At 64.8% G+C, this 24,076-nt stretch carries 28 protein-coding genes; 9 read left to right on the forward strand and 19 right to left on the reverse strand.

The window, feature by feature from the left end:
• Positions 1-53: 53 nt before the first annotated feature.
• Both IPF49_05630 and IPF49_05635 read right to left on the reverse strand, forming a co-directional pair.
• Positions 54-1,259, reverse strand: a complete 1,206-nt coding sequence (locus IPF49_05630; protein MBK6287119.1) for an MFS transporter — start codon at positions 1,257-1,259, stop codon at positions 54-56.
• Positions 1,256-2,593 carry an FAD-binding oxidoreductase gene (locus IPF49_05635; protein MBK6287120.1) on the reverse strand — a complete coding sequence of 446 codons (1,338 nt, stop codon included), beginning with the start codon at positions 2,591-2,593 and terminating at the stop codon, positions 1,256-1,258. The genes IPF49_05630 and IPF49_05635 overlap by 4 nt, the downstream gene beginning before the upstream one ends.
• A gap of 191 nt (positions 2,594-2,784) precedes the next feature.
• Between IPF49_05635 and IPF49_05640 the strand changes: the two genes are divergently transcribed.
• A complete protein-coding gene (locus IPF49_05640) occupies positions 2,785-3,438 on the forward strand; it encodes a phosphoadenosine phosphosulfate reductase family protein (protein ID MBK6287121.1) in 654 nt (217 codons plus the stop codon).
• Between the two features lie 14 nt (positions 3,439-3,452).
• On the opposite strand, the gene IPF49_05645 is transcribed toward IPF49_05640, so the two are convergent.
• The 5 genes from IPF49_05645 to cmoA all read right to left on the reverse strand — a co-directional run bounded on the left by IPF49_05645 (position 3,453) and on the right by cmoA (position 6,844).
• On the reverse strand, positions 3,453-3,845 hold the full coding sequence (locus IPF49_05645) for a PPOX class F420-dependent oxidoreductase (GenBank protein MBK6287122.1): 393 nt from the start codon (positions 3,843-3,845) through the stop codon (positions 3,453-3,455).
• 128 nt (positions 3,846-3,973) lie between these two features.
• The gene (locus IPF49_05650; protein ID MBK6287123.1) at positions 3,974-4,885 is read right to left on the reverse strand and encodes a VOC family protein; all 912 of its coding nucleotides are present in this window, start codon (positions 4,883-4,885) and stop codon (positions 3,974-3,976) included.
• A gap of 5 nt (positions 4,886-4,890) precedes the next feature.
• On the reverse strand, positions 4,891-5,109 hold the full coding sequence (locus IPF49_05655; protein ID MBK6287124.1) for a hypothetical protein: 219 nt from the start codon (positions 5,107-5,109) through the stop codon (positions 4,891-4,893).
• A 14-nt stretch (positions 5,110-5,123) separates the two neighbouring features.
• Positions 5,124-6,137 (reverse strand): tRNA 5-methoxyuridine(34)/uridine 5-oxyacetic acid(34) synthase CmoB, encoded by a 1,014-nt coding sequence (gene cmoB, locus IPF49_05660; GenBank protein MBK6287125.1) that lies wholly within the window; start codon positions 6,135-6,137, stop codon positions 5,124-5,126.
• Entirely contained in the window at positions 6,101-6,844 is a 744-nt protein-coding gene (cmoA, locus tag IPF49_05665) for a carboxy-S-adenosyl-L-methionine synthase CmoA (GenBank protein ID MBK6287126.1), read from the reverse strand. The genes cmoB and cmoA overlap by 37 nt, the downstream gene beginning before the upstream one ends.
• Before the next feature lie 130 nt (positions 6,845-6,974).
• On the opposite strand from cmoA, the gene IPF49_05670 reads away from it, so the two are divergent.
• Positions 6,975-8,351, forward strand: a complete 1,377-nt coding sequence (locus IPF49_05670) for an AarF/ABC1/UbiB kinase family protein (protein MBK6287127.1) — start codon at positions 6,975-6,977, stop codon at positions 8,349-8,351.
• A 16-nt stretch (positions 8,352-8,367) separates the two neighbouring features.
• Here the strand turns inward: IPF49_05670 and IPF49_05675 are convergent, their stop codons facing one another.
• The gene (locus IPF49_05675) at positions 8,368-9,219 is read right to left on the reverse strand and encodes a DUF3014 domain-containing protein (protein ID MBK6287128.1); all 852 of its coding nucleotides are present in this window, start codon (positions 9,217-9,219) and stop codon (positions 8,368-8,370) included.
• Positions 9,220-9,353: 134 nt separating this feature from the next.
• On the opposite strand from IPF49_05675, the gene IPF49_05680 reads away from it, so the two are divergent.
• Positions 9,354-10,607 (forward strand): alpha/beta hydrolase, encoded by a 1,254-nt coding sequence (locus IPF49_05680; protein MBK6287129.1) that lies wholly within the window; start codon positions 9,354-9,356, stop codon positions 10,605-10,607.
• Between the two features lie 110 nt (positions 10,608-10,717).
• Here the strand turns inward: IPF49_05680 and IPF49_05685 are convergent, their stop codons facing one another.
• The 6 genes from IPF49_05685 to IPF49_05710 all read right to left on the reverse strand — a co-directional run bounded on the left by IPF49_05685 (position 10,718) and on the right by IPF49_05710 (position 15,130).
• On the reverse strand, positions 10,718-12,097 hold the full coding sequence (locus tag IPF49_05685; protein ID MBK6287130.1) for an HD domain-containing protein: 1,380 nt from the start codon (positions 12,095-12,097) through the stop codon (positions 10,718-10,720).
• The gene (locus IPF49_05690) at positions 12,076-12,846 is read right to left on the reverse strand and encodes a pyridoxine 5'-phosphate synthase (protein MBK6287131.1); all 771 of its coding nucleotides are present in this window, start codon (positions 12,844-12,846) and stop codon (positions 12,076-12,078) included. Before IPF49_05690 ends, IPF49_05685 begins: the two co-directional genes overlap by 22 nt.
• Positions 12,843-13,412 carry a peptidylprolyl isomerase gene (locus IPF49_05695; protein ID MBK6287132.1) on the reverse strand — a complete coding sequence of 190 codons (570 nt, stop codon included), beginning with the start codon at positions 13,410-13,412 and terminating at the stop codon, positions 12,843-12,845. The genes IPF49_05690 and IPF49_05695 overlap by 4 nt, the downstream gene beginning before the upstream one ends.
• Positions 13,413-13,448: 36 nt before the next feature.
• Positions 13,449-14,135 carry a TIGR04211 family SH3 domain-containing protein gene (locus IPF49_05700; GenBank protein MBK6287133.1) on the reverse strand — a complete coding sequence of 229 codons (687 nt, stop codon included), beginning with the start codon at positions 14,133-14,135 and terminating at the stop codon, positions 13,449-13,451.
• Positions 14,136-14,204: 69 nt separating this feature from the next.
• Positions 14,205-14,504 carry a YciI family protein gene (locus IPF49_05705; GenBank protein ID MBK6287134.1) on the reverse strand — a complete coding sequence of 100 codons (300 nt, stop codon included), beginning with the start codon at positions 14,502-14,504 and terminating at the stop codon, positions 14,205-14,207.
• Positions 14,505-14,530: 26 nt separating this feature from the next.
• On the reverse strand, positions 14,531-15,130 hold the full coding sequence (locus tag IPF49_05710; protein MBK6287135.1) for a septation protein IspZ: 600 nt from the start codon (positions 15,128-15,130) through the stop codon (positions 14,531-14,533).
• A 104-nt stretch (positions 15,131-15,234) separates the two neighbouring features.
• On the opposite strand from IPF49_05710, the gene IPF49_05715 reads away from it, so the two are divergent.
• The 5 genes from IPF49_05715 (at position 15,235) to IPF49_05735 (ending at position 19,389) form a co-directional block, all read left to right on the forward strand.
• Positions 15,235-16,068, forward strand: coding sequence for a PHP domain-containing protein (locus IPF49_05715; GenBank protein ID MBK6287136.1), 834 nt, complete (start codon positions 15,235-15,237; stop codon positions 16,066-16,068).
• A gap of 91 nt (positions 16,069-16,159) precedes the next feature.
• Positions 16,160-16,780, forward strand: coding sequence for a threonylcarbamoyl-AMP synthase (locus tag IPF49_05720; GenBank protein ID MBK6287137.1), 621 nt, complete (start codon positions 16,160-16,162; stop codon positions 16,778-16,780).
• Positions 16,781-17,004: 224 nt separating this feature from the next.
• A complete protein-coding gene (locus IPF49_05725; protein ID MBK6287138.1) occupies positions 17,005-17,763 on the forward strand; it encodes a segregation/condensation protein A in 759 nt (252 codons plus the stop codon).
• Positions 17,741-18,523, forward strand: coding sequence for an SMC-Scp complex subunit ScpB (gene scpB / locus IPF49_05730; GenBank protein ID MBK6287139.1), 783 nt, complete (start codon positions 17,741-17,743; stop codon positions 18,521-18,523). The genes IPF49_05725 and scpB overlap by 23 nt, the downstream gene beginning before the upstream one ends.
• Positions 18,517-19,389 carry an rRNA pseudouridine synthase gene (locus IPF49_05735; protein MBK6287140.1) on the forward strand — a complete coding sequence of 291 codons (873 nt, stop codon included), beginning with the start codon at positions 18,517-18,519 and terminating at the stop codon, positions 19,387-19,389. The genes scpB and IPF49_05735 overlap by 7 nt, the downstream gene beginning before the upstream one ends.
• Here the strand turns inward: IPF49_05735 and IPF49_05740 are convergent, their stop codons facing one another.
• The gene (locus tag IPF49_05740; protein ID MBK6287141.1) at positions 19,390-19,908 is read right to left on the reverse strand and encodes a GGDEF domain-containing protein; all 519 of its coding nucleotides are present in this window, start codon (positions 19,906-19,908) and stop codon (positions 19,390-19,392) included. It lies immediately after the preceding gene.
• Between the two features lie 97 nt (positions 19,909-20,005).
• On the opposite strand from IPF49_05740, the gene IPF49_05745 reads away from it, so the two are divergent.
• Positions 20,006-20,371, forward strand: coding sequence for a hypothetical protein (locus IPF49_05745; GenBank protein ID MBK6287142.1), 366 nt, complete (start codon positions 20,006-20,008; stop codon positions 20,369-20,371).
• A 127-nt stretch (positions 20,372-20,498) separates the two neighbouring features.
• On the opposite strand, the gene IPF49_05750 is transcribed toward IPF49_05745, so the two are convergent.
• Genes IPF49_05750 through IPF49_05765 form a run of 4 tightly spaced genes read right to left on the reverse strand, consistent with a single transcriptional unit; the run spans position 20,499 to position 24,005 of the window.
• Complete coding sequence (locus IPF49_05750; GenBank protein MBK6287143.1) at positions 20,499-21,257, reverse strand: YciK family oxidoreductase; 759 nt, start codon at positions 21,255-21,257, stop codon at positions 20,499-20,501.
• Positions 21,258-21,273: 16 nt separating this feature from the next.
• Complete coding sequence (locus IPF49_05755) at positions 21,274-21,957, reverse strand: HAD-IA family hydrolase (protein MBK6287144.1); 684 nt, start codon at positions 21,955-21,957, stop codon at positions 21,274-21,276.
• Positions 21,954-22,667, reverse strand: coding sequence for a bifunctional 2-polyprenyl-6-hydroxyphenol methylase/3-demethylubiquinol 3-O-methyltransferase UbiG (ubiG, locus tag IPF49_05760; protein MBK6287145.1), 714 nt, complete (start codon positions 22,665-22,667; stop codon positions 21,954-21,956). Before ubiG ends, IPF49_05755 begins: the two co-directional genes overlap by 4 nt.
• Before the next feature lie 15 nt (positions 22,668-22,682).
• Positions 22,683-24,005 carry a TRZ/ATZ family hydrolase gene (locus IPF49_05765; protein MBK6287146.1) on the reverse strand — a complete coding sequence of 441 codons (1,323 nt, stop codon included), beginning with the start codon at positions 24,003-24,005 and terminating at the stop codon, positions 22,683-22,685.
• Positions 24,006-24,076 lie beyond the last annotated feature (71 nt).

Consider the following 24,076-nt stretch of genomic DNA (forward strand, 5'->3'; position numbering starts at 1 on the left):
AAAATCACCTCGGATCCGCCACCCTCGCTGCGCGCGATCATGAATAATCCCGGCTAATCGGTGTGCAGGTGCTGGTGCACGCGGAACACCAGTACGCTGGTCGGAATCATGATCAGCGTGGTCAGCACATACGGGTAATGAGGATCGAGCTGGTACAACGCCGTGCCGGCGATCGGACCGAGGATGAATCCCAGCGCCGGGATCGCAGTGACGATGCCCGCGGCGGCACCCTGCTCGCGCGCGCTTACGGCCAGTGAAGTGGCGGCGCTGAAGCCCGGACCGCACAGACCCATACCAAGGCCCATCATCGCCATGGCGATAAAGAACGCGGGCAGCGTCGCGCTCCAGATCAATCCGGCGAATGCGCACAACAACAGCGGCAAGCCGATGCGCAGCAAAATCATCGGTGCGAACTTGAGCTGCTGAACCAGGGCCACTTGTGCAAACAACGAGGCTGTTGCGGATACCATCATGGTGTAGCCATAAGTCTGTGCGGTGGCACGGGTGTCGAGCACCAGCGTGTCCTGGATGCGGAAGGCGAGCGTCTGCTGCACGATCGAAAAACCCGTGAACACGGCGAGACTCAGCGCAAGATAGGGCAGTATGCGGCGATCACGCATATGCAGCTTGCCGCTGTGGTGCGCCATCGGCGGGAGTGCGGCCCGGTCATTGAGCAGTCGTTGGACCAGCAATGCCGCGGCGGCAGTCGCGAGTGCGGCGAACACCAGTGGCAGCAGCAGGCTCAGAGCCGCCAAGGTGCCGGCAACAGCCGGGCCGAGTATCGAGCCGACATTGCTCGAGGCACTGAGCCGCCCCATGCCGGCGGCGCGTGTTTCAGGCGTGGTGATATCGGCGATGTACGCCGCGGTTCCGGGGGCGGTACCTGACATCATGGTCGACTGGATCATGCGGGTGCCGACGATCAGGCCATAGAGCAGCGTGCCACCCAGTACGCCGGCCATGCCGAGACCAAACAGGACGGCGAAAACCAGGGTGCCGATCGTGTACCCCCACAAGCCGATCAAGATCACTTGTTTGCGACCCGAGCGATCGCTCAGCCGGCCCCACATCCGGCTGCTGATGAAGAATACCAGCGAGGACAGCGAGATGATCGCGCCGATGGCAACCTCCTGAAGACCGATCTCGCGCCCCAGCGAGGGCAGGATCGCCATCACGATGCTTTGCCCCATGCCGTGCGCGAATACGCCGGCATAGGGGACCATATCGCGCAACCGGTTGCTGGCTCGTGCCCGTCTCATCGGCGGTCCTGCCAGCGAAACCACGCGAGTGCGCCGCGCAGATACCACAGCCGCAGGCTGGCCAGCGGAATTCCGGGTGCCGGGCCGCGCATGACCAGGGGAATATCGCCGGACGTGCATACGCCCGCGGCAAGCCGTGCCAGCAGGCGGCCGGTCCACGGCGCCGCCGCGACGCCGTTGCCATGATAAGCCAGCCCATAGAGCACGCTGCCAGCCGCGTCGAGCGCGCCTAGCGCCGGGGTGCCGTTGGCGGTCATGCACACGAAGCCACGCCAGTAGTGGCTGATCGGCACCTCGCGCCAGGCCGGGAACACCTCGCCCAGGCGCCGTGTCATCCAGGCGCGCATCCGCGCGGCGTCCGCGGGCGAACCGGTGGTATCGCCGCGCGCACCAAACAGGAATCGTCGGTCCGCGAGCAAGCGGTAGTAGAACAGCAGCCGTCGGGTATTCGAGCAGGGCATCTCGGTATGCCACTTCTGCTCGGTGAGTTCCTGCGGGCTCAACGGACGGGTGGTGATGATGTTGGAAATCACCGGCACGGTTCGCCCGGCCAGTCCCGGCACCAGTGGTTCCGGCGTGTAGCCATTGGTCGCGACGATCACCTTGCGGCAACTCACCGAGCCGTGCGCGGTGCGCAGCCGGTGGCGATTTCCTTCCCGATGCCAGTCGGTGACGGCGCTCGCTCCATGACATTCGGCGCCGTGGCGGGCGGCCGCGCGGGCGAGCCCACGCACCAGCGCCAGCGGATTGAGACCAAAGCCGGCACCCACGTGCAGGGCCCCGAACTGCTCGCTCGAATCGTGGACCGTGGCGGCGAATTCCTCGCGCCCGATGGTGCGGGCCGGAATTCCGAAACGGGTGCCGAGTGTGCGCGCGTAATCGCGCAACTCGGCCAGCCGGCCAGGAAGGTGGGCAACTTCGTACAGGCCATCACCCTGCGGAGAAAAATCGATGGCCTCGGTTTCGCCGAGTTCGCTTACCAGTTCGATGGCTTGCAATTGACTGCGCACGAATTCCAGTGTCGCGGCCTCGCCGTAGCGCTGGCCCATCTGTTCCAGCGACAGCGTGGACGGGTACAGGCAGCAGAATCCCCCGTTGCGTCCCGAGGCACCCCAGCCGGGCTCGCCGGCCTCGAGCACCCGCACGCTGAGCGCATGGTCGCGCGCGAGGTGCAGTGCCGCCGACAATCCGGTGAAGCCGCCACCGATGACCGCGACATCGCATTGCACGTCCTCGCGGAGCGGTGGCGCTTCTTTGGCGGGTGCGCACATAGCCTGCCAGCAGCTGGGAGCAGGGGTGTCGAAGTGGTACATCGCGGAGTGGTAAAGGGACACGGATCGATACCAGGTGCATGGCGCGAGGGAACGATGGTAACGGGACGATTGGCCTGCGGCACCAAAAGCGGCAGAATTGCCTTGGTATGGCTGGAGGCCAGGTCCGGAAATAACCATATGCGAGTTGGTTATTGGGCAGCGGGGATGCTTTTTTTATAATGCGGCGTACTCCGGATCATCGGTAATCTGCAATGGGCCTGACCGCCATCAAGGAAACGATCGTTGCCATGGACCTGGACCGCGTCAACCGGGAGCTTGCCGGGCGTTCGCCGCAGGACGTCGTGCGCTGGGCACTGGGACTCGGCATGCGCCCGTTCATGAGCACCAGCTTCGGCCCCAATTCCGCCGCCCTGCTGCACATGGTGAGCGAGATCGATCGCTCGGTGCCGGTGGTCTGGGTGGATACCGGCTACAACCTGCGCGATACCTATATCGTGGCGGAAAAGCTCATGACGACGCTGCCGCTGAACATGCAGATCTATACGCCGCGGATGACCGCGGAGCGCTGGAACAAGGTCTATGGCGGAGTACCGCTGGACGATCCGGAACTGCATGCGCAGTTCACCCGCGCGATCAAGCTCGAACCCTTCGAGCGGGCATTGGCCGAACTGCGCCCGGAGCTGTGGCTGAGCGGCATACGCCGCGGTGACACGGAGTTCCGCAGCACGCTGGATATCGTGTCATGGGATGCGCGGGGATTGTTGCGGGTGGCACCGATTTTCGACTGGAGCGACGAGGCCCTGGCCGCTTACGTCGACAGCCACGGTTTGCCGAGCTGCAAGCACTACTCGGATCCGACCAAGCCGCTCGACAATTCGGAGTGCGGAATCAACACCGGACTTTGATCCGGGCCGGCGGTTCAGCGCTTCCTTGCCGCGCGCGGTGGCTTGATGCGGATCACCTCGCGCTCGTTGATCTTGCCGCCGAGACGCGAGAAAAAATCCAGGGTGTGCATCTGCCAGCCGTATTTCTCGCGCAACGCGCGGTAGGCGGCATCGCGTTCCGGCCCCTCGCTCACCAGGCGCGCCTCGGCGTCGCTCCACTCGCCGAGCAGCTTGCCGCGCATATCGCAGGGCGCGACGCGAGCCTTCGAGGAGTTGCGCAGACGTTTGACCTTGCCCACGTTGCCGGCAGAAAAAACGTAGTAGCTGCCATTGCGCTCGGCGAACCAGACCGGTGTCGCCACGGATTCACCGTTCCTGCGGAAGGTCGCAAGATTGAGATAACGCGCGTTGTTCAGGGCTTTGATCATCGATGCGACTCCGCTCGCGGGAAGCGGCATGGTAAGCGAGCATGCCGCCCCGCACAATCAGCACCGCGAACGTTTACGGGAAGTCGGTATCGATCGGGTTGCCTGGACTGTTGCAGCCGGGGGAATCTTCAGCCCTGCCCCCAGCGGTGGCCCCAGTGACTGGTGCGCGCGCTCGTGGTGGGCAGATAGTTTTTCCAGTCGATCTGGACCCCGTCGAAACCGTATTCGAGGGCGAAGCCCGCCGGCGTTTCGACATAAATCGAAACCATGCGATCGTTGGTGTGACGTCCGAGGCCGGTGATCACGCGTACCTGTTCGGAGTGCACCCGGTCCATCATGCGCCCCAGCGTGTCGAGGTCCGGCACCTCGACCATCAGGTGCACCAGATCACCCGGGTGCGGGTTGCTGTCCTGGAACAGCGCCAGGCTGTGGTGGCGGGGATTGTTGCAGTGCAGGAAATGCAGACCCTGTCCCGGGTCCTGCGGATCGGGCGCAAAATGCAGGTGCATGTAATCGGTCTGGCCAAAGCCCATAGTCTCGGTAAAAAAGCCATGCGAGGCCTGCAGGTCCGGAGTTGCCGCGGCGAGGTGGCCGAGCCCCATGCAGCCGTGGTAGCCCGTCACGAAAGCGCTGACACCGACCGGCGAGATCAACGGCAGGTAATCGAGCTCCATGTGGTAGAAGATCTCGCACCGCAAGCCCCCGGGTGCGGTGAATGAAATCAGGTCGTGGACCTTGCGGGCGGCTGCGGTGGCCGGAGCGGCGCGTTCCCAGGCAATTCCGGCGGCATCGAGTTCAGCCATCGCATGCGACAACTCGCGGGCCCCGGCGACTTCCCATCCGGCGCACGCAAAGCGATCCTGCTTGCCGTGCTCGATGCGCATGCGGTAACAGTATTCATCCATCTTGAGATACAGCACGCCGTCTTCGGCAATCGACGGTGCCACCATCATGCCGAGCACGCGGGTCGCGAAATGCTTCCATTTCGCGAGGTCCGTGGACTCGATCACCACATAGCCAAGCGCTCTTGTATCGATCATAACGATTACCGTGGCGCCTGAAGCGTCACGTGCTCCTTGTGTTTGACGAGTTCCTCTCCGGCATCGGCAATATCGAGACGGAACCGACGGTACCATTGGTGCCGCATGTTCACCGGGCCATTACCATCGCACACTATCGGTTTGCCGTAAACGCTGCCCGTCAGGCAGGTGAATTCCGTGCTCTGGCAGAGCGCATGCCAGCTGCGCGCATAGCCATCGGGCAACGTCTCGGCGCTGCTCAGCCACCGGGTCTGTACGCGAGGAATAGCGCCCTTCGCGGTGCCGGATAGCCTTCGACGGTGAGTTCGGGGCGTTGCGGGTCGAGAAAATCCGCAAGCGACTCGAAGCGCATCCATGGCGTGGCGCGCTGCTCGTCGGGGCCGGTGGCACGTTCGTCGATCAGACGCGCAGCATGGAACCCGGCGCGCCGGAGCCAGCGCAGCATCGCGGGGGCAGACGGAATGAACCAGACATTGCGCATTTTCGCGTAGCGCTCCTCCGGTATCAGCACCTGCTGGGCATCGCCGGGGATGACCAGGGTCTCGAGTACCAGTTCACCGCCGGGGCGCAACGCCTCGAGCAGCTCCGCGAGGTGTTCCAGTGGTGCCCGCCGGTGGTAGATGACGCCCATGGAGAATACCGTGTCGAAACAGCCCATGCGCGGCGGCAGATCTTCGCCGCGCAGCGGCAACAGGACCGCGGGCGGAGTGGGCATCATGTAGTGGCGCAGTGCCTGGAACTGGGCGAGGAAACGCAGCGTTGGATCCACGCCCAGCACGAATCGCGCTCCGGCGCCGAGCATGCGCCAGATGTAGTAGCCGTTGCCGCAGCCCACATCGAGCACCACGCGGCCTGCGAGCGGCGCGATGTGATCCTGCAGGCGGCACCATTTGCGATCCGAGCGCCACTCGCTGTCGATGGTGACGCCGAACAGCGAGAACGGCCCCTTGCGCCATGGGTGCAGTGCCTGCAGCGCCGTCTCGAGCTGTGTACGTTGCGCGGCTGTCGCATCGCTCTCGAGCCCGATACGCACCACGTCCTGTGCGAGTTCGATGCGCGAGGGCCGCAGTTCGGGCAGGGCTGCGATGGCGGCCTCCCAGGCAGCGGCATCGCCGTGACGCGGCGCCGCGAGGCAGCGCTCGAGCAGCATGCACAGGGCCGGTCCCGCGCTGCCGAGCGGCGCCGAGCGAAGCACCTCGATATCGTCCGCGAGCTTCATTTCAGGGCCAGCAGAGACACAAAGTTCAGGCATTGCAGCCATACCGTGACCCGGCTGAAACCGGCTGCCGCGAGGCGGCGTCTGTGGGTGTCGAGAGTCTCCGGCAGCAGCACGTTCTCGAGTGCCGCGCGCTTCTGCGCGATCTCCAGTTCGCTGTAACCCCGCATGTGCTTGAAGCCATGATGCAGCGTCTGCAGCAGCTCCTGCTCGCGCGGGTCATCGAACGCGATTTTTTCCGACAGGACCAGGCAGCCACCGGGATCGAGCGCCTCGGCCAGGCGTCCGAGCAGGGGTTCCCTTGCCTGCGGTGGGATGAACTGGAGGGTGAAATTCATCGTGATCAGCGCGGCCTCGCCAAACTCGCACTGCAACAGGTCCGCGCAGCGTATATCCACCGGTATCGGGCAGGGATCCACCGCCACGATGGCACGGCAGCGCTCGACCATTGCGGGCGAATTGTCGATACCGACGACCCGCGATCCGGCGGGTGCATGGTGGCGGATACTGAGCGTTGAAGCGCCAAGCGAGCAGCCGAGGTCGTAACAGATCCGGCCCGGGCGGGCGTACTCGCGGGTTGCGACGGCGATCATCTGCAGGGTGAGCGCGTAGCCTGGCACCGAGCGGGCAATCATGTCCGCGAACACCCCGGCAACCTCGGCGTCGAAATGAAATGCCCCGACCTGGTCGCGGGGCGCGGCATATACCGCGTCGCGCTCGGGTTGCGCGCTGGATTCCGTCATCGCATGTCTCCATCGGCTGGCACGCGCCCGATCACGCCCGGCGTCATCGATCGGGTCAATCGCAAGCCTGATGGGCAGGCGCATTATAGTCCCGATGCGTTACATTATCGTGATAGAGCGCGAGGCGAACATGAGCGGGAAAAAAGCCGATACCCTGAATCGAATCAAGACGGGCAGCTTCGAGCGTCGCCTGAGTCTCACCCGCATGGGTTTGCTGGCGGGAACACGCTACGTCGCCAGTTCGGCATCCACGATGTTCCTGCCGCGCGAGCAGCGCGAGGCGCGCCGTCGTGAAGCGCTCGGCGAGCAGGCGCGCTACCTGGTGGAGGAACTGGGCAAGCTCAAGGGCAGCGTGGTCAAGATCGGGCAGATGATGGCCCTGTATGGAGAGCATTTCCTGCCCGAGGAAGTGACCGCTGCGCTGCATACGCTCGAAGACCGGACCGTGGCACTCGAATGGCCGGTGATCCGGCGCGAGCTCGAGCGCGAAATCGGACGCCGGCGCATCGCCGAGCTCGAGATCGATCCGGTGCCGATCGGAGCGGCATCGCTTGGCCAGGTTCACCTGGCGCATCGCAAGCTCGACGGGAAGGCGCTGTGCCTGAAGATCCAGTACCCGGGCGTGGCGGCGGCGATCGATTCGGATATCGATGCGGTGGTCGGGCTGTTGCAGATTGGCAGGATGCTGGGCAGCAGCGAAGAATTCGGCGCGTGGCTCGACGAGGTGCGAGCCATGCTGCACCGCGAGGTCGATTACGTCCGCGAGGCGCGCAAGACGGCGCAGTTTCACGATCATCTGCGCCGTGACACCCGCTTCGTGGTTCCCGAGGTTCTGGCCGACTATTCGAGCGCGCATGTGCTCGCGACCAGCTTCGAGCATGGTTACAGCGTTACCAGCGCGGATGTCGAGGCGCTGCCGCTCGAGCGACGCAACGAACTCGGACGCGCGTTCCTGGAACTGTTCCTGCGCGAGATATTCGAGTGGCGTGAACTGCAGACCGATCCGAACTTCGGCAATTACCGGGTGCGTCCCGCCACCACCCGGCGCGGGCACGATCGGCTGGTGTTGCTCGATTTCGGCGCGGTCCAGGAATATCCGGACAGCTTTATCGATCCGCTCGCGGAGATGATCCGCGGGGCGTACCACGGCGACATCGAGCGCGTGATGCAGGGGGCGCTCGACCTGCGTTTCATGCAGCCGCACTTTCCGCAGGCGGTGCAGCGCTCGTTCGCGAAAGTCTGCGCGGGAGTGATCGAGCCGCTGGTCGGACACGCGGGCAATGTGCCGCGCGAGGCGCTCAGCGCCAGCGGTCAATACCGCTGGAAGCACAGTGATCTGCCGCGAAGGATTGCGCGGCAGGCCTCGCGCGCGGCATTCAGCACCTGGTTCCAGGTGCCGCCCAGCGAATTCGTGTTCCTGAACCGCAAGCTGATCGGTGTCTATACGTTCATCGCGGTACTGGGCGCGGAATTCAATGGCGCCGATATCATCGAGAAGTACCTGTAGCGCGGTTTGCCCGCTCTCAACCGCCGAGCGAGGCGCGCAGCCTGCGCACGCGGTCGAGCACCAGTTCGCGGTTGCGCGGACCCATGCGTATCAGCAATTTCTGGGTTTCCGGCAAGGCCTCGAGTGCGGGATCGGCGAACTTGTAGAACACGGACGGACGGACCAGTTCGATTTCCGCGTCCGGGGTGGGTGCCGCCAGCATCAGGTCGAGCCCGGCAAGCAACAGGCTGCGGACATTGCGATCGCCGTTGCCGAGTTCGCTGACCGCTTCCTGCAGCAGCGGTTCGTAGCGGTTGAACCAGCGCGCCAGTGCATCGGTATCGAGCTCTGCCGCTGCGTCGGCCAGCGCATCGTAGCGCGCGAAATTGGCCGGTGCGAGAAACCATTGGTCGCCACGTTGCTCCACCATCAGCTTGCCGGGAACCGCCGGCAACGGCAGTTTGTCGCGCAGCAGCTTGCCGTGCCCGAAGCCATCGGCCTGGATCGAGGCGCGGCGCAACAATTCATCCGCCTGCAGGCTTGGCTGCGCGATTGCGGGCAGGATGTCGGCGAGCGTGGCCCGTACCTCCGGATCGCTGTGCTCGAGTTCGGGCAGTGGCGGTGCACCCTCCGCAGCCTCTGTCGCCGCGCTCGGTGGCGGCGAATTGCCGGCGGCCTGCCTTGGCTCCAGGGTGGATATCGTGCCCGTAGCGGCCGGTGCATTGCTGATCTCTACCGCGGCCGGTTCGGGCGAACTCAGCAGCGCGCGCAGGGCGAGGCCAAGCGCGCCGATCACCAGGACGGCAATCACCAGAAACAGCAGGGGACGGCGACGCGAGGCGCTGCCGTCGTCATACGTTCCCAGTCGGTCGTCTTCGCGGGCTTTCATACGGGGATCCCTCGATTGAGGTTGCAGGCTAGCGCGCCCCCCGTGCAGGGTCAACCGATACGGGTTGGCGCGCGCCGCGGCTTTCGATTAATGTGCCCCACATTCCCGGGCACCGTTGCGGAGAGAAAGAGAAGATGAACTGCTGGTTGTTTGCGATTGCGCTGCCGAGTGCGCTGCTGACCCTCAATCTCTACCATCCGATGCTGCGCCACAAGTGGGGGCACATGCTCAGTTTTGTATTTGGCTGGCTGGTCGGCGAGTTGCTGCCGTTCGTGCTGGTGGTGCAGGTCCTGCTGGTGTTGCTGTTGCTGGCCAAGCACGATGTTCACGGCTTCGGCGATGCGCTGAGCGTCTGTGCCTTGCTGGCATCGTGGGCGGCCATGCTGGTGTATTTCGTGCGCTCCGGCAATGCCGCTGCAGTGATGGAAGCCGCCTTGCAGCGCGCGCTCGGGGTGGATTATCGCAGTCGTATCCGTCCCGGACTGAGCGCGCGGTTTCCGGTTTCGGTATTGCCGCAAAATCTGCTGCACCCGTTCCGGCTCGATCTGCCGGAGGTGCTGCGCATCCGGGACATCGTCTACGCCGAGGCCGAAGGCATGCGGCTGAAGCTCGATGTCTACCAGCATCGGGACAAGCCCGCCGATTGCCCGGTACTGTTGCAGGTTCATGGCGGGGGCTGGACCGAGAAAATGGGCAGCAAGAACGAGCAGGCCAGGCCGCTGATGAACCATATGGCAGCGCGCGGCTGGGTCTGCGTGAGCGTCGATTACCGCCTCAGCCCGACGTCGACATTCCCGGCGCATATCATCGATTGCAAGCAGGCGCTGGCGTGGGTCAAGGAGAATATTTCACGCTATGGCGGCAACCCCGATTTCATCGTCGCCACCGGCGGCTCGGCCGGGGGCCATCTGTGCTCGCTGCTCGCGCTGAGCGCCAACGATCCGCAGTTCCAGCCCGGTTTCGAACAGGCCGACACCAGTGTCCGTGGCTGCGTACCGTTCTACGGGGTCTATGACTTCACCAATCACCTGGGACTGAAGCCGAACCAGGTGCTGCTCGATGCCCTGGAGTCCTACATTCTCAAGACTTCCTATGCCGAATCGCCCGAGCTGTATCGCCAGTCCTCGCCGATATCCCGGGTGCATGCCGGGGCACCGCCGTTTCTGGTCATCCATGGTGACAAGGACAGCCTGTGCGCGGTGGCGGAAGCCCGTCGCTTTGCCGAGGTGCTGGGTGGCGTTTCGGGCCAGGCGGTCGGTTATGCCGAGATCGCCGGTGCGCAGCACGCATTCGATATTTTCCGCTCGTTGCGCAGTGAGTTGGTGATGTACGGCGTCGAGCGCTTCCTGGCGTTTCTGTACAGCCGCTATCTCGACGAGCAGGCCTGAAGCGCGGTCCGGAGGAGCGATCCTGCCGTCAGTTGCCCATGCCGGAGACAGCGGCAAGACGCAAGACGGTTGCTGCCTCGCTCGCGCGAGGTCTTGCAGTCTGCCCTCGCTCAGCCAGGAGCCTGGTGGAGTTCCCAGGCGCGGGCGAGTGCTTCGCCGATGCTCGCGCCGAGCGGCGCCAGCGCGGTGGCGTTCGCGGGCGGTTCGTCGCTGGCGAGCAGTTGGTCCAGCATCCGCACGATCCGTCGCACCAGCCAGAGCACTTCGCGGGTCGTGGCCTGGATCTCGATCAGGCTGGCGGCTGTCGCCGCGTCGCTGTCGCCAGACTCCAGCCAGGGTTCGAGCGCCTCGTTGCCAAGCCCCGATGACAGCGCGACCCACTGTACCTGTGCAATGAGATTCTGCAGGCTGCCCGCGAGACGATTTCCGCCGCAGTCATCCAGCACGCGGCGCAACCCGGAAATCGATTGCAGCAGCGCGGTCAGTGAGCGGTTGGCCTCGATCAGCTCCCGCGCCGAGGGCGGCTCTGGTCCGCTGTTTGCGGGTGCCGGCGCTGACCGGGAACCGAACAGCACGCGCGCTGCCGCCACGTAGTTTGCCTCGGCAAAAGTGCGGCGGTTCACACGCAGGAACGGCATGCAGTCGGTGAGTGTCGCCGTGGCGGGCAGCGCATCGGGGAAGCGCAACCCATGGACCATGTCGCTCAGCGAGATGATCAGCGCCGGCGCTTCGAGTTCGGCAATGGCGCTGCCGCGCGGGTAACCGGCGCCATCGGCGCGCTCGTGATGCTGCTCGAGCACCTGGGCCAGACGCTCCTGGTCGGGCGCAAACCGGCGCACGATGGCCGCACCGATCGGCACGTGACTCTGGATGGACTGCCAGTCCTCGGCGGAAATTCCGGATCTCCTGTCGGCCAGCGCCGGATCGATATGCAGCAGGCCGAGGTCGTGGAACAGTCCTGCCTGGAACACCAGGGCGAGGTCCTCGGGTTCGAAGTCGCGCTCGCTGGCGATCAGCGAGCCGAGCCAGGCCGAGAACAGCGCGCGATGGAACACGCGCGGCAATGTATGCTGCATCACGCCCAACTGCTGCAGCAGGGCAGGTTGCCAGTCGATCGCGTGGCACAGATGATGCACCCGACCCTCGAACCGGAAGTGCTCGTTGATCCGGCGCAGATCGGGCTCGGTGCCGGGAAACTCCAGGAAGATCCCGGCCAGGCGCGCGGCATCGGGGGGGCGGCGCAGGCGAAGTACCTCGTCGACCGGCCTGTTCAGGCGGTGACCGCGCATCTTCTCCGCCGCCAGTGCACCCAGCGGCGTTCCGCGGCGCAGCAGCACGATACCGAACTGGTTGATGACATCTTCGCTGGCAACCACCATCTGGTGGTGCACGCTGGTGTGGGCAAGATGCTCGAGATAGCGAGCGCAGTCGCAGACCGAGAAGTCGGTCAGGGGATCGTCGGGCGCGTTCAGCCGATCTGCCCCAGGCATTGTCGATAGGCGCGCACCGCGCGCTCGAAGCCGAGATGGAGCGCATCCACCGTGAACGCATGTCCGATGGATACCTCCAGCAAGCCCGGGACACGGGCAAAATCGGGCAGGTTCAGCAGGTTCAGATCGTGCCCCGCATTCAACCCGAGGCCTGCGTCGAGGGCGCTGTTGGCGGCGGCGATATAGGGTTCGAGAATTTTCCGTGGTGCTGCGCCGGCCGCGAAGGCCGCCGCATACGGGCCCGTGTACAACTCGATGCGATCGGCGCCGACTGCGCGCGCCAGCACCATTTGTTGCGGATCCGGATCCATGAACAGGCTTGCGCGGATGCCCAGCGCATGCAACTCGTCGATGACCGGGCGTAGCCGTGCGCCGTCGCGGCGCAGGTCGAAACCGTGATCGGAGGTGAGTTGCTGCTCGTCATCGGGAACCAGGGTGCATTGCGCAGGTTTTACCGCGCGCACCAGCGGCAGGAATCCCGGATAGTCGCCCACGTCCGCGCGCGTGCTGCGGGCCGCTCCCGCAAAAGGGTTGCCTTCGACATTGAGTTCCACGTCCAGAATGGCGGCCAATGCCGGCACGTCGCTGGCGCGAATATGGCGCTGGTCGGGTCGCGGGTGCACGGTGATTCCATCGGCGCCCGCCGCTACCGCCAGTCGCGCGTGCGCGGTCACGCTCGGGTAATCGCCCGGGCGTGAATTGCGGATCAGCGCGATCTTGTTGAGGTTGAGCGACAGGCAGATACTCATTCGATGCGTTGGGCCTTCTCGATGATGATCGGGTTGCGCGGCACATCGTCATAGGCGGCAACGGTGTGGGTTTCGACCAGGGCGATTCCGTCGACCACGTCCATTCCCTCGATCACCTTGCCGAATACGGTGTAGCCCGGTTTGCGGCTGACGTAGTCGAAATCGAGCCTGAGGTTGGAGCGCACGTTGATGAAGAACTGTGCAGTGGCGCTGTCGGGATCCTCGGTGCGCGCCATCGCGATCGTGCCGCGTTCGTTGTGCAGATGGTTGCGGGATTCGTTCGGCACCGGGTCGCGAACCGGCTTCTCGATCATCTTGTCGGTGAATCCTCCACCCTGGATCATGAAATTGGGAATCACGCGGTGAAAGATGGTGCCCACGTAATGGCCGCTGTCGACATAGGCGAGGAAATTGGCCACTGCCTGTGGCGATTCGAGCGGGTACAATTCCAGGCGGATTTCACCGGCATTGGTCTTGATGAGCACCTGCGGGTTTGATTCGGCGCCGAGCAGCGGGGACAGCAGGGCGCCGAGCAGGAGCGCGGCAACGGATAACAGTCGTGTCATGTGATCTCCTGGATCAGGGAATGCGCGGGACCTCGTTCAGCCCCACTCGGAGCGGCGTTTGCGGCGCGGGATGATGCGTGGCAGCACCAGCGTGAGGAATCCGCCGATCCCGGTCGCCCAGACGCCATTGATGAACCATTTTTGCCAGGCTTCGTCGTGCAGGCGTGCGTTGTCGGCCTCCAGCACGCTGATCTGGTTTTTGAGCATCTGCACCGTCTCGGTGAGCGTGCGGTTGTTCGCGTCGAGCGTTGTTGCATTGTTCGAAAGCTGGCGCAACTCGACCAGTTCGGTCTGCAGGGCATCGCGGGTCGCCATCGCTGCGTCGGCGTCCTTGCGCAGTTGCTCGATGGCAGTGCTCAGGCTCACGCTGCCATCCTCGGGTTGCCCGAGCGCGTGCAACGCGCTCAGCACCTGATAGCGGGCACCGGGTTCGCGCTTCAGGTAGCGGCTTGGCAGCCAGCCTTCGTTGCCGTCGTGAGTACGTACCCGGCTCCAGCCCAGTTCCCGGTCCTCCTCGAGCACGGTCACCGCGGTGCCGCTCGGCAGACCCTGGTGAACGACCCGGTGTTCGGTGCTGCCACCGGTGCGCAGCGGCACGAACACGGTATCTTCGATGTAGCGTTCCTGTGCCTGGGCGGAAACCGCAATGGTGCCTGTAAGCAGGAGCAGGCAGAGCAATCGGGAGAACATGGGGAAATACTCTGGGAAATTGTTCAGTTTCATCACTAACTCATTAATTTAGCTAGATTCAGTGGCCTGTCAAATGGTCTCGCTCGTTGCCGGATGCGGGCCTCAGGGTAGCACCTTGCGAAACGGCTTGACGCTGACACGGGCATATACGCCGGCCGCCACATAAGGGTCGGCCGCGGCCCATTGCTCTGCCGCGTCAAGGCTGTCGAAGTGCGCGACGATCAGGCTGCCGGAAAAGCCCGCTTCTCCGGGATCCTCGCAATCCACGGCGGGGTGCGGTCCGGCCAGCAGCAGGCGTCCTGCATCCTGCAGCGCCCGCAGCCTTGCCAGATGCTCCGGGCGGGCCGCGAGACGCTGTGCCAGGGTGTCGGCGTTGTCTTCGGCGATGATGGCGTAAAACAGCATGGTTTGATGATCTCGCGCAGGCGTCAATTGGAATCCGCTGGCGGCCCGTCCTTGTCCGCCTCGAGGTGCGGCATGATCAAAAGCACGGTCAGCGCACTCAATACCAGCGTGAAGCCGATGGCACTGTAGAGCTTGTAACTCACCCAGGTCGCTTCGCTGAAACGGTAGGCAACGTAGAGGTTCAGCGCGCCAACCACCAGGAAATTCGCGATCCACAGCAGGTTCAACTGGCGCCAGACGCGCTCGGGCAACGTGAGTTGAGCCCCCATTGCGCGCTGCATGACCGTTTTGCCGGTCCACATCGAGGTGCCGGCAAAAATGCCCGCCAGCACCCAGTTGAAGATGGTTGGCTTCCACTGGATGAACAACTGGTTGCGCAGGGCCAGCGTCGCGCCGCCGAACACCAGCACGGTTGCCGCAAGCAGCAGCAGGCGTTTCTCGATGTGACCGGTGATCAGGCGGGTCAGGACGACCTGTCCCAGTGTCGCGAGGATCAGAATCCAGGTGGCGGAATAGATGCCGTCGAAGCGATAGTGCCAGCCCCACAATTCGACGGTGCGGCCATCGAACTGGTAGACCGCAAAGAAAAGAATGATGGGAACGAGTTCCGCAATTTGCTTCATGTTGTGTCGCTGATCGCCGGGTCGTGAAAAGACGCTGGTGAGAGTATGGCAGCGCAAATCCGTTATTCTAGCCGCCGCGCTCATGTTCCACACAGGCAAATTTCGTGCTCGTCGACTTGCATACCCATACTCTCGCCTCCGACGGAGAGCTTTCGCCACAGGCAATGCTGGCGCTGCAGGCCGCCGAGGGCACCGCCCTGACGGCCTTCACCGACCATGACACGCTGGACGGCTGGGATCAGGTCCAGGCCGGCGCAGCGGTGGCCCACGGCGGTCCCAGGCTCATTTCCGGGATCGAGTTCTCCAGCGCCTCGAACGGACGCGAGATCCATGTGGTGGGGCTCGGCTTCGATGCGGATCATTTGCCGCTGCGTAACGCGGTTGCGATGCAGGCACAGTGTCGGCGCGAGCGCGCGGAGCGTATCGGTGCGCGGCTCGAGCATCTCGGGGTGCGCGGTGCGCTCGAGGGTGCCGAACGGCTGGCGCAGGGCAGCATGCTGGGACGCCCGCATTTCGCCCGCTTCCTGGTCGAGAGCGGTCGGGTGCGCAATATCGAGGCCGCGTTTCGCAAGTACCTGGGCAAAGGCAAGCCGGCGGCCAGCGCGGTACTGTGGCCGGAACTCGAGCACGCCATTGCCTGGATCCGGGCGGCCGGTGGAATCGCGGTGCTGGCACATCCGCTGGCCTACGAGCTGTCACGCCGCCAGCTGAATGCGCTGGTCGGTGCCTTCAGGGAGTGTGGTGGAGAGGCGATCGAGGTGGCGCTTCCGGGCCTGGAGGAGGCGAAGCTGGCGCTGGCCGCCGGTCTTGCGCGCTCGCACGGACTGCGCGCCTCCGCTGGCAGCGATTTGCATTCGAGCGAACAGGGCTGGCGCTTGCCCTCGCGGATTCCGCCGCTCCCGGACTTTCTCGAACCGGTCTGGAACGCATGGGTTTGATCGACCCGCGGGCAGGCCGTACACTCGCCGCCCGTCCGGGTTGCCTCGACGACCCGGTCTCGCGGGCCCACTATTCAGCGGAAGCGATGCCTTGAGCCAGTTTTTCCAGATCCATCCCCTCAATCCCCAGCCGCGGCTGGTGAGCCTGGTCGTGGAGCAGTTGCGGCGCGGGGCGGTGATCGTCTATCCCACGGATTCCGCCTACGCGCTGGGTTGTCATATTGGCGACAAGGCCGCGCTCGATCGCATCCGCGCGATCCGGCGTCTCGATGTGCGGCACAATTTTACCCTGATGTGCCGCGACCTGTCCGAACTCTCCACCTATGCGCAGGTCGACAACGCCAGCTACCGCCTGCTGCGCACCCATACTCCGGGTCCTTATACCTTCATCCTGCGCGCGACCCCGGAGGTTCCGCGACGGCTGATGCATCCCAAGCGCAAGACCATCGGCATGCGGGTGCCGGACAATGCCATTGCGCTGGCGCTGCTCGAGGCGCTCGATGAGCCGATCATGAGCGTCACGTTGTCACTGCCGGGCGAGGAGTTGCCGTTGAATGACCCGGAGGATATCCGCGAGCGGCTCGAGCACCTGGTCGATGTGATCGTCGACGGAGGCAGTTGCGGGCTCGAACCCACGACGGTGATCGACCTGGCGGGCGAAGCGCCCGAGATCATCCGCCGCGGCAAGGGTGATGCGGCGGTCTTCGAGTGATATACGGGTGGGCCGGCGCCATCGCGCCCGTTATAATCGCCCGTCTTCTGTCTGCATGGAAATCTGCCCGAATGGAGCCCACTTGACGCATTCTGATGCCAGTGACAACTGCGCGCAGGAATTGATCGAACCGCTGGCATCGGTCCCGGTTCAGGCGCCGACGTCGCGAAGAAGCGTCCGGGCAACAGGAATTGCCGTTCGCGCTGGTGCATGGCAAGCCGCTCATGGTGCTGCCGCGCGATCTGTATATCCCGCCCGAGGCACTGGAGGTCTTTCTCGAGACCTTCGAAGGCCCTCTCGACCTGCTGCTGTACCTGATAAGGCGCCAGAATCTCGATATTCTCGAGATCAACGTGGCCCGGATCACCGAACAGTACATGCAGTACGTCGAGCTGATGGATGCAGTGCACTTCGAGCTGGCGGCGGAATACCTGGTGATGTCGGCGATGCTCGCCGAGATCAAGTCGCGCATGCTGCTGCCGCGCCAGGAAAGCGGGCTGGATGAGGAACTCGATCCACGCGCGAGCCTGATCCGGCGCCTGCAGGAGTATGAACAATTCAAGCAGGCGGCCGAGGACATCGATTCGCTGCCGCGCCTCGAACGCGACGTGTTTGCGGCCAATGCGGAGCCACCGGAAATTCGCCGCAGCCGCGTCCATCCGCAGGTCGATCTGCGCGAATTGCTGCTGGCCTTCAGCGATGTGGTACGTCGTGCCACACTGCACGGCAGTCATCATATCCAGTTCGAGAAGTTGTCGACGCGCGAGCGCATGGCACAGGTTCTGGCGCGCCTGCAGACACCGCACTTCGTGCCCTTTGTCGCGCTGTTCACGGTGGAGGAGGGACGCATGGGCGTGGTCGTCACCTTCCTCGCGATCATGGAGCTGATCAAGGAGTCGCTGGTAGAAATGGTGCAGTCGGAACCGTTTGGACCCATTCACGTAAGGCCGCGAGGGCAGGATGCAATTGAAGTCGATAATTGAAGGTGCGCTGCTGGCGGCGGGGCGGGCACTCACGCTGGCGGAAATCGCGGACCTGTTCGATGCCCCGAGCCGCCCGGGCGACGAGGAGCTGGGTACGGCGCTGGAGGAATTGCGGGCCGATTGCGCCGGGCGCGCGCTGGAACTGCGCGAGGTCGCAAGCGGCTACCGGCTGCAGGTGCGCCAGCAATTTGCGCCGTGGATAGCCAGGCTGTGGGATGAAAAGCCCGCGCGTTACTCCCGCGCCCTGCTCGAGACGCTGTCGCTCATTGCTTATCGCCAGCCGATCACGCGTGGCGATATCGAGGAGATCCGCGGCGTGGCGGTCAACCCGAACATCATCCGCACGCTGCAGGAGCGCGAGTGGGTGCGGGTAGTCGGGCAGCGTGATGTGCCGGGGCGCCCGGAACTGTTTGCGACGACGCGCCAGTTTCTCGATCATTTCGGGCTGAGCGGGCTCGACCAGTTGCCGACGCTGGCCGAGATCAAGGACTTCGAGCAGGTGAGCCCGGTGCTGGAGCTGGCGATCGATGTGCAAAGCGCCCCCGCGGAGGATGTCCTCGCCGGGTCGGACGGGGCCTGCGAGGCGGACGCAACCGCAATCGCTCGATTCGATGTCGAGCCGGACGCGGATATGGATACCGCAGAGCAGGAATTCGGTGCCGGGACGGGGGACGAACCGGAACCCTCAGCGGCCCCCGAAGCGGACGCTGATCCGGATCACTCCGGGGCAACCGATGCGTTCCGGGACGAGCGATCGTGACCGATCCGGTGCGTCTGCAGAAAGCCCTTGCGGACGCCGGGCTGGGTTCGCGACGCGAGATCGAGCGCTGGATAGAGGCGGGGCGTATCCAGCTGAACGGGCGCGTGGCCACGTTGGGGCAGAAGGTCGGACCCGATGACAGCGTGCTGGTCGATGGCCGGGCGGTGCGCGTGGCCCGGGCCGCGGCGAGCGCGCCCCGGGTGCTCGCCTACAACAAGCCGGAAGGGGAAATCTGCAGTCGTCGCGATCCGGAGGGGCGGCCAACCGTGTTCGGCGCTTTGCCACGGATACGCGATGCGCGCTGGGTGATCGTGGGCCGACTCGATTTCAACACCAGCGGCCTGCTGCTGGCAACGGACTCCGGTGAACTGGCCGCGCGATTGATGCATCCGGGCCGGCAAATCGAGCGCGAGTACCTGGTGCGGGTGCTCGGCGAGGTGGATGCGGCGCTGCTGGCGCGGTTGCGCGAGGGCGTGGCCCTGGACGATGGCATGGCCTCGTTCGACGAGGTACGTGAACAGCCGGGAGGCTCGGGCAGCAATCGCTGGTTCTCGGTGGTGTTGCGCGAGGGCCGTAACCGCGAGGTGCGGCGGCTTTGGGAATCGCAGGGCTGCAAGGTCAGCCGCCTCAAGCGGGTACGCTTCGGGGGCGTGGTGCTCGGGCCGCGGGAGCGCCGCGGCACCTGGCGCGAATTGACCGAGGCAGAGGTTGCGCTGCTGGGTGCCAGCGTGGGTTTGCAGCAGGCAGCGGAAGCGGGCGAGCCGCAACAGCGTCGCGAGCAACGCGCCAGGCGCGCACCGGTTACCCGCGTGGCAACCACGCGGTCGGCAAGCGCGCGTGCCGCGACCACCCGGCGCAAGCGCTGATCAGCTGGCGGCGACGACCCGGTTGCGGCCCTGGTTCTTGGCGGCATAAAGCGCACGGTCCGCGCGATCGAACAGCTCGCCGATGGTTTCATCGTGACGGAATTCGCCGCAGCCGATACTCACCGTGATCGTTGGTGCCGATCCGCCGTCTGGCTTGCGATGCGTCGCGATACGCTGGCGGATACGCTCCGCGATTTCCATGCCCTTGACCTGGGCCGTCTGGCTCAGCATCACCACGAATTCCTCGCCACCAAAGCGAAACGCCTGATCGTAGGGACGCAGACAATCGGTGATCTGCGCCGCCACGGTGCGCAGCACCTGATCGCCCGCGCTGTGTCCAAAGCAGTCGTTGATGCGCTTGAAGTGATCGATGTCGACCACCAGTAACGCGAACGGATGTCCGAAGCGATGCGCGGGCCAGTTCGGTGGCGAGTGATGCGTCGAGCGCCATGCGATTGCCGAGGCCGGTGAGCGAATCCTTGCGTGCCAGCAGCTTGAGCCGGTGATGGCACAGCGCATTGCTCAAGGGCGCACTCAGCAGTGAAAGCGCGTTCGCCAGCGGTGCCCGGGCCTCCAGCGCGGTCTGCAGTTCGATATCGCCGATGTGTGCGCCGCCGTGTTGCAGGCGCGAACGCAGGCTGTAGCGCCCGCCATTGCCGACCAGAAAGGCCTCGCCGGTATCGGGCGCGGTGTAGCAGAGTCCCTCGATCGGCAGCGAGGTACGCGTCTCGATCAGGAACTCCTCGAGCAGCGTATGGATATCGAGATGCCGGTGCAGGCGATTGATGAGTTGCAGCTCCGCGAGGGCCGGACTGCGATCCTCGGGCGTATCGAGGAACATCGCCGCGGGACGGGCATTGGGGCAGGGAAACTGGAGAATGTCTGCTCCTGGCATACGCGGTATTACCGTGGAGTGGAATTTGGTAGCGGGCAGCGAAGCGATATTCATGCCAAAGAAGCAAGGCACCGGCTAACCCATTGAAAATAATAGGCTTGGTCTGGGTGCGCTGACGCACCTGAAAAGTGGGGGGCGAATTCCTGATCGTAACGACAGGAAATTGGCGTGGTGTGCGGATGCTTGCGTCGTCAATTCGTCGCGGTGGCAATGGTTATCCGGGCTGGGCATCCAGCGAGCGGCCAGAAACCCCCGCGCTTGCCGGCCCCATCAGGTATAGATAGCTGGGCATGATCGCCGCGGGCGACGGGTTGCGTTGCGGCGGTTCGGCCGGATAGGCGGTGCGCCGCATGGTGGTGTTGGTGGCGCCCGGATTGATGCAGTTGACGCGGATCCGCGTGGTGTTCTGCAATTCGTCCGCAAGCACCTGGGAAAGTCCTTCGACCGCAAACTTCGACACTGCGTAGGCACCCCAGTAGGCGCGACCGCGCCGCCCGACGCCGGAGCTCGAGAACAGCACGGATGCCTCGGGTGCGGCCATCAGCGCGGGCAGCAGGGCGCGGGTGAGCACGAATGCCGCTTCCACGTTGACCTTCATCACCTCGCGCCACTGCTCGAGGGGATACTGCTCGAGCGGGGTGCGCGGCCCGAGCAGCGCCGCGTTGTGCAGCAGCCCATGCAGACAACCGAGTTCCGCGCCCAGTTGCCCGGCGAGCGCGGCAAAATCGCTCTCGGTGGCGCGCGCCAGGTCGAGCACCTGGATGACGGGCTGCGGCGCTCCGCTGGCGACGATCGCGTCGTAGCAACTTTCGAGCTTTGCCTGGGTGCGTCCCAGCAGCACCACGGTCGCGCCATGGGTCGCGAAGCATTCAGCCGCGGCGCGTCCGATACCGTCGCCGGCGCCCGTTACCAGGATATTGCGGCCGTCGAGCAGTGCCGGTGGTGCTTGATATCGATGTGCTTCGGTTGTCATCAGCTCTTCCGCGTGATCAATGCCCGTAGAAATGTCGCGCGAGAACGTCTTGTATTCCGGCCACGGTATCGGCGTAGAAATCGGCGTTCCAGTCGCTGGCGAGTTCGCCCTGGTCGAGGTAGCCATAGGTCGCGGCTATGGTTGCCATGCCGGCCTGGCGCCCGGCCTCGATGTCGCGGCGATGATCGCCCACATAAACCGACTCCTCGACCGCGCAGCCCAGCCTGCTGCAGGCGAGCAGCAAGGGCTCCGGGTCGGGCTTGGTGCGCGTGACGTGATCAGGGCAGACCAGCACGCCGGGCGCAGGCCGCAGCGCCACGCGTTCCATCAGCGGGGCCGCCAGATAACTCGGCTTGTTGGTTACCACGCCCCAGGAAATTCCACGCAGCCCAAGTTCTCCGAGCAGCTCGACGATGCCCGGAAACGGCACGGTATCCACCAGCAGGTGGCCATCGTAGAGCTCCAGCAAACGCAGCCTGAGAGCTTCGAAGCGGGGATGATCCTCGGCGATGCCAAAAGCCTGCCGGACCAGGGCCCGGGCCCCGTTCGAAACCGTGCGTCGCACCAGATCGTAAGCCATGGGCTCGCGGTCGTTCTCGGCCAGCAGCAGGTTGATCACGGTTGCGAAATCGGGTGCCGTATCGAGCAATGTGCCGTCGAGATCGAACAGCACGCTGCGCAGGCGCGCGCGCTTGCTCATCCGGGGCGGCGCGCATGCACGAGATAATTCACATCCACATCGCTGCCGAGGCTGAACGCCTGGGTGAGCGGGTTATACAGCATACCCGAGATGTCCTGGGTATCGAGCCCGGCGCGCCGGGCCCAGCCTGCCAGCTCGGAGGGGCGGATAAAGCGCGCGTAATCGTGGGTTCCCTTGGGCAGCAGGCCGAGCAGGTGCTCTGCCCCCACGATTGCGAACAGGTAGCTCTTGGGATTGCGATTGATGGTTGCGAAGTACACGTCTCCACCGGGCCGCACGAGTTGCGCGCAGGCATCGACCAGCGAGGCAGGGTCCGGCACGTGCTCCAGCACTTCCAGGCAGGTGACGATGTCGTAGCTCCCGGCCGCTTCGTTCGCCAGATCCTCGGCGGTGGACAGCCGGTAATCGATATCGAGGCCCGATTCGAGCAGGTGCAGGCGCGCCACCGCCAGTGGTGCCTCGCCCATGTCGATGCCGGTCACGGTTGCGCCGCGCTGCGCCAGGCCCTCGCTCAGGATGCCACCGCCGCAGCCCACATCGAGCACCCGTTTGCCGGCCACCGCCGAACGCCGGTCGATGTAGTTGGCCCGCAGGGGATTCATCTGGTGCAGGGGACGGAACTCGCCGGATGGGTCCCACCAGCGGCTTGCAAGCGCCTCGAACTTGGCGATCTCCGCGGCATCGATATTGGCTCGGGTATCGGCATTCATCCGTCGTGGTACTCCTCAGGCATTGGCGATGCGATCGTGCCACACACGCATCTGCGCAAGCAGCCGGTCGGTGTCGAGTTCGCAAGGACGGCCCTCTTCCAGCAACAGGCGCCCCTCCACCCACGCGTGGCTTACCGCGCTGCGGTTTGCGGCGTAGACGAGCGCTGAATGCATATCGTAGAGCGGGTTGCAGTCGATGCGCTGCATGTTCACGGCGATCAGGTCGGCGTCCTTGCCCGGCACCAGGCTGCCGATGCGCTCGGCGATGCCGAGTGCTTGCGCGCCGCTCAGGGTCGCCATGCGGATCGCGGCGTGCGCCGACAATGCGGTCGGATCGCCGCTGCTGCCCTTGGCCAGCAATGCGGCAAGGCGTGTTTCCGCGAACATGTCGAGCGCGTTGTTGCTGGCAGCACCGTCGGTGCCGAGCGCGACGTTGATTCCGGCACCGAGCAGGCTGCGCACCGGGCAGAAACCGGCTGCGAGCTTCAGATTGGAACTCGGGCAATGCACGATCTGCACGCGGTTGCGCGCCAGCTGCTCGAGGTCCTCGACGGCAACCTGGGTCATGTGCACCGCCTGCAGGCGCGGCGACAGCAGGCCCAGGCGGTCCAGCCGGGCAAGCGGGCGCAAGCCATGCTGCGCGATCGAGTCGCGCACTTCGTCGGCGCTCTCGTGCAGGTGCATCTGCACCGGGGCGTCGAGTTCGGCGGAAAGCGTCGACACGCGCGCCAGCGTGGCGTCGCCGGTGGTGTAGGGGGCATGTGGCCCGAAGGCAAAACCGAGCCGCGGGTTGCCCTTGAAGCGATCACGCACCTGCAGCCCCTTGCCGATGTATTCATCGGCGTTGGCGGCCCAGGCGCTGGGAAGATCGAGAATCGGGAAAGCGATCTGCGCCCTGCATCCGCTCTCGAGCACTGTCGCGGCGACCACATCGGGGAAGTAGTACATGTCGCTGAAACAGGTGGTGCCCCCGCGCAGCATCTCCGCGATGGCCAGGCGCGTGCCGGTACGGACGAAGTCCTCCCCGACCCAGCGCGCCTCCGCCGGCCAGACATGGTTTTGCAGCCAGTCCATAAGGGTGTGATCGTCCGCGAGCCCGCGCAACAGCGTCATCGCCGCGTGCCCGTGGGTGTTGACCAGCCCCGGCATCAGCAGATGATCCGGCAATTGCCACTCGCGTGCCGCCCGATAGCGCCCCGCCACCGAGGCGCTCGGCAGGATCGCCGCGATGCGACCCTTGTCGATCACCACGCAATGCCGCTCGAGCACCACATCGGAGGGCTCAACCGGCAGGACCCAGCCCGCGTGGACGATCTGTTCGACCGGTTCCAGATCCATTGCTTCCCGTGCGCGATCCGCGATTGACGAAGCGCGCAAGTATAACCGCAAGACCACTGCCCCGGTGCCCG

It is taken from the genome of Gammaproteobacteria bacterium, from assembly GCA_016705365.1.
In the GTDB taxonomy this organism is placed as follows: Bacteria; Pseudomonadota; Gammaproteobacteria; order Pseudomonadales; family UBA5518; genus UBA5518.

Excerpts from the sequence above, each read along its gene's own strand:
- IPF49_05630 (MBK6287119.1), bottom strand. The coding sequence starts at position 1,259 with ATGAGACGGGCACGAGCCAGCAACCGGTTGCGCGATATGGTCCCCTAT.
- IPF49_05640 (MBK6287121.1), top strand. The coding sequence starts at position 2,785 with ATGGGCCTGACCGCCATCAAGGAAACGATCGTTGCCATGGACCTGGAC.
- IPF49_05645 (MBK6287122.1), bottom strand. The coding sequence starts at position 3,845 with ATGATCAAAGCCCTGAACAACGCGCGTTATCTCAATCTTGCGACCTTC.
- IPF49_05650 (MBK6287123.1), bottom strand. The coding sequence starts at position 4,885 with ATGATCGATACAAGAGCGCTTGGCTATGTGGTGATCGAGTCCACGGAC.
- cmoB (MBK6287125.1), bottom strand. The coding sequence starts at position 6,137 with ATGCCTGAACTTTGTGTCTCTGCTGGCCCTGAAATGAAGCTCGCGGAC.
- cmoA (MBK6287126.1), bottom strand. The coding sequence starts at position 6,844 with ATGACGGAATCCAGCGCGCAACCCGAGCGCGACGCGGTATATGCCGCG.
- IPF49_05670 (MBK6287127.1), top strand. The coding sequence starts at position 6,975 with ATGAGCGGGAAAAAAGCCGATACCCTGAATCGAATCAAGACGGGCAGC.
- IPF49_05675 (MBK6287128.1), bottom strand. The coding sequence starts at position 9,219 with ATGAAAGCCCGCGAAGACGACCGACTGGGAACGTATGACGACGGCAGC.
- IPF49_05680 (MBK6287129.1), top strand. The coding sequence starts at position 9,354 with ATGAACTGCTGGTTGTTTGCGATTGCGCTGCCGAGTGCGCTGCTGACC.
- IPF49_05685 (MBK6287130.1), bottom strand. The coding sequence starts at position 12,097 with ATGCCTGGGGCAGATCGGCTGAACGCGCCCGACGATCCCCTGACCGAC.
- IPF49_05690 (MBK6287131.1), bottom strand. The coding sequence starts at position 12,846 with ATGAGTATCTGCCTGTCGCTCAACCTCAACAAGATCGCGCTGATCCGC.
- IPF49_05695 (MBK6287132.1), bottom strand. The coding sequence starts at position 13,412 with ATGACACGACTGTTATCCGTTGCCGCGCTCCTGCTCGGCGCCCTGCTG.
- IPF49_05700 (MBK6287133.1), bottom strand. The coding sequence starts at position 14,135 with ATGAAACTGAACAATTTCCCAGAGTATTTCCCCATGTTCTCCCGATTG.
- IPF49_05710 (MBK6287135.1), bottom strand. The coding sequence starts at position 15,130 with ATGAAGCAAATTGCGGAACTCGTTCCCATCATTCTTTTCTTTGCGGTC.
- IPF49_05725 (MBK6287138.1), top strand. The coding sequence starts at position 17,005 with ATGGTGCTGCCGCGCGATCTGTATATCCCGCCCGAGGCACTGGAGGTC.
- scpB (MBK6287139.1), top strand. The coding sequence starts at position 17,741 with ATGCAATTGAAGTCGATAATTGAAGGTGCGCTGCTGGCGGCGGGGCGG.
- IPF49_05740 (MBK6287141.1), bottom strand. The coding sequence starts at position 19,908 with ATGCGCTGTGCCATCACCGGCTCAAGCTGCTGGCACGCAAGGATTCGC.
- IPF49_05750 (MBK6287143.1), bottom strand. The coding sequence starts at position 21,257 with ATGACAACCGAAGCACATCGATATCAAGCACCACCGGCACTGCTCGAC.
- IPF49_05755 (MBK6287144.1), bottom strand. The coding sequence starts at position 21,957 with ATGAGCAAGCGCGCGCGCCTGCGCAGCGTGCTGTTCGATCTCGACGGC.
- ubiG (MBK6287145.1), bottom strand. The coding sequence starts at position 22,667 with ATGAATGCCGATACCCGAGCCAATATCGATGCCGCGGAGATCGCCAAG.
- IPF49_05765 (MBK6287146.1), bottom strand. The coding sequence starts at position 24,005 with ATGGATCTGGAACCGGTCGAACAGATCGTCCACGCGGGCTGGGTCCTG.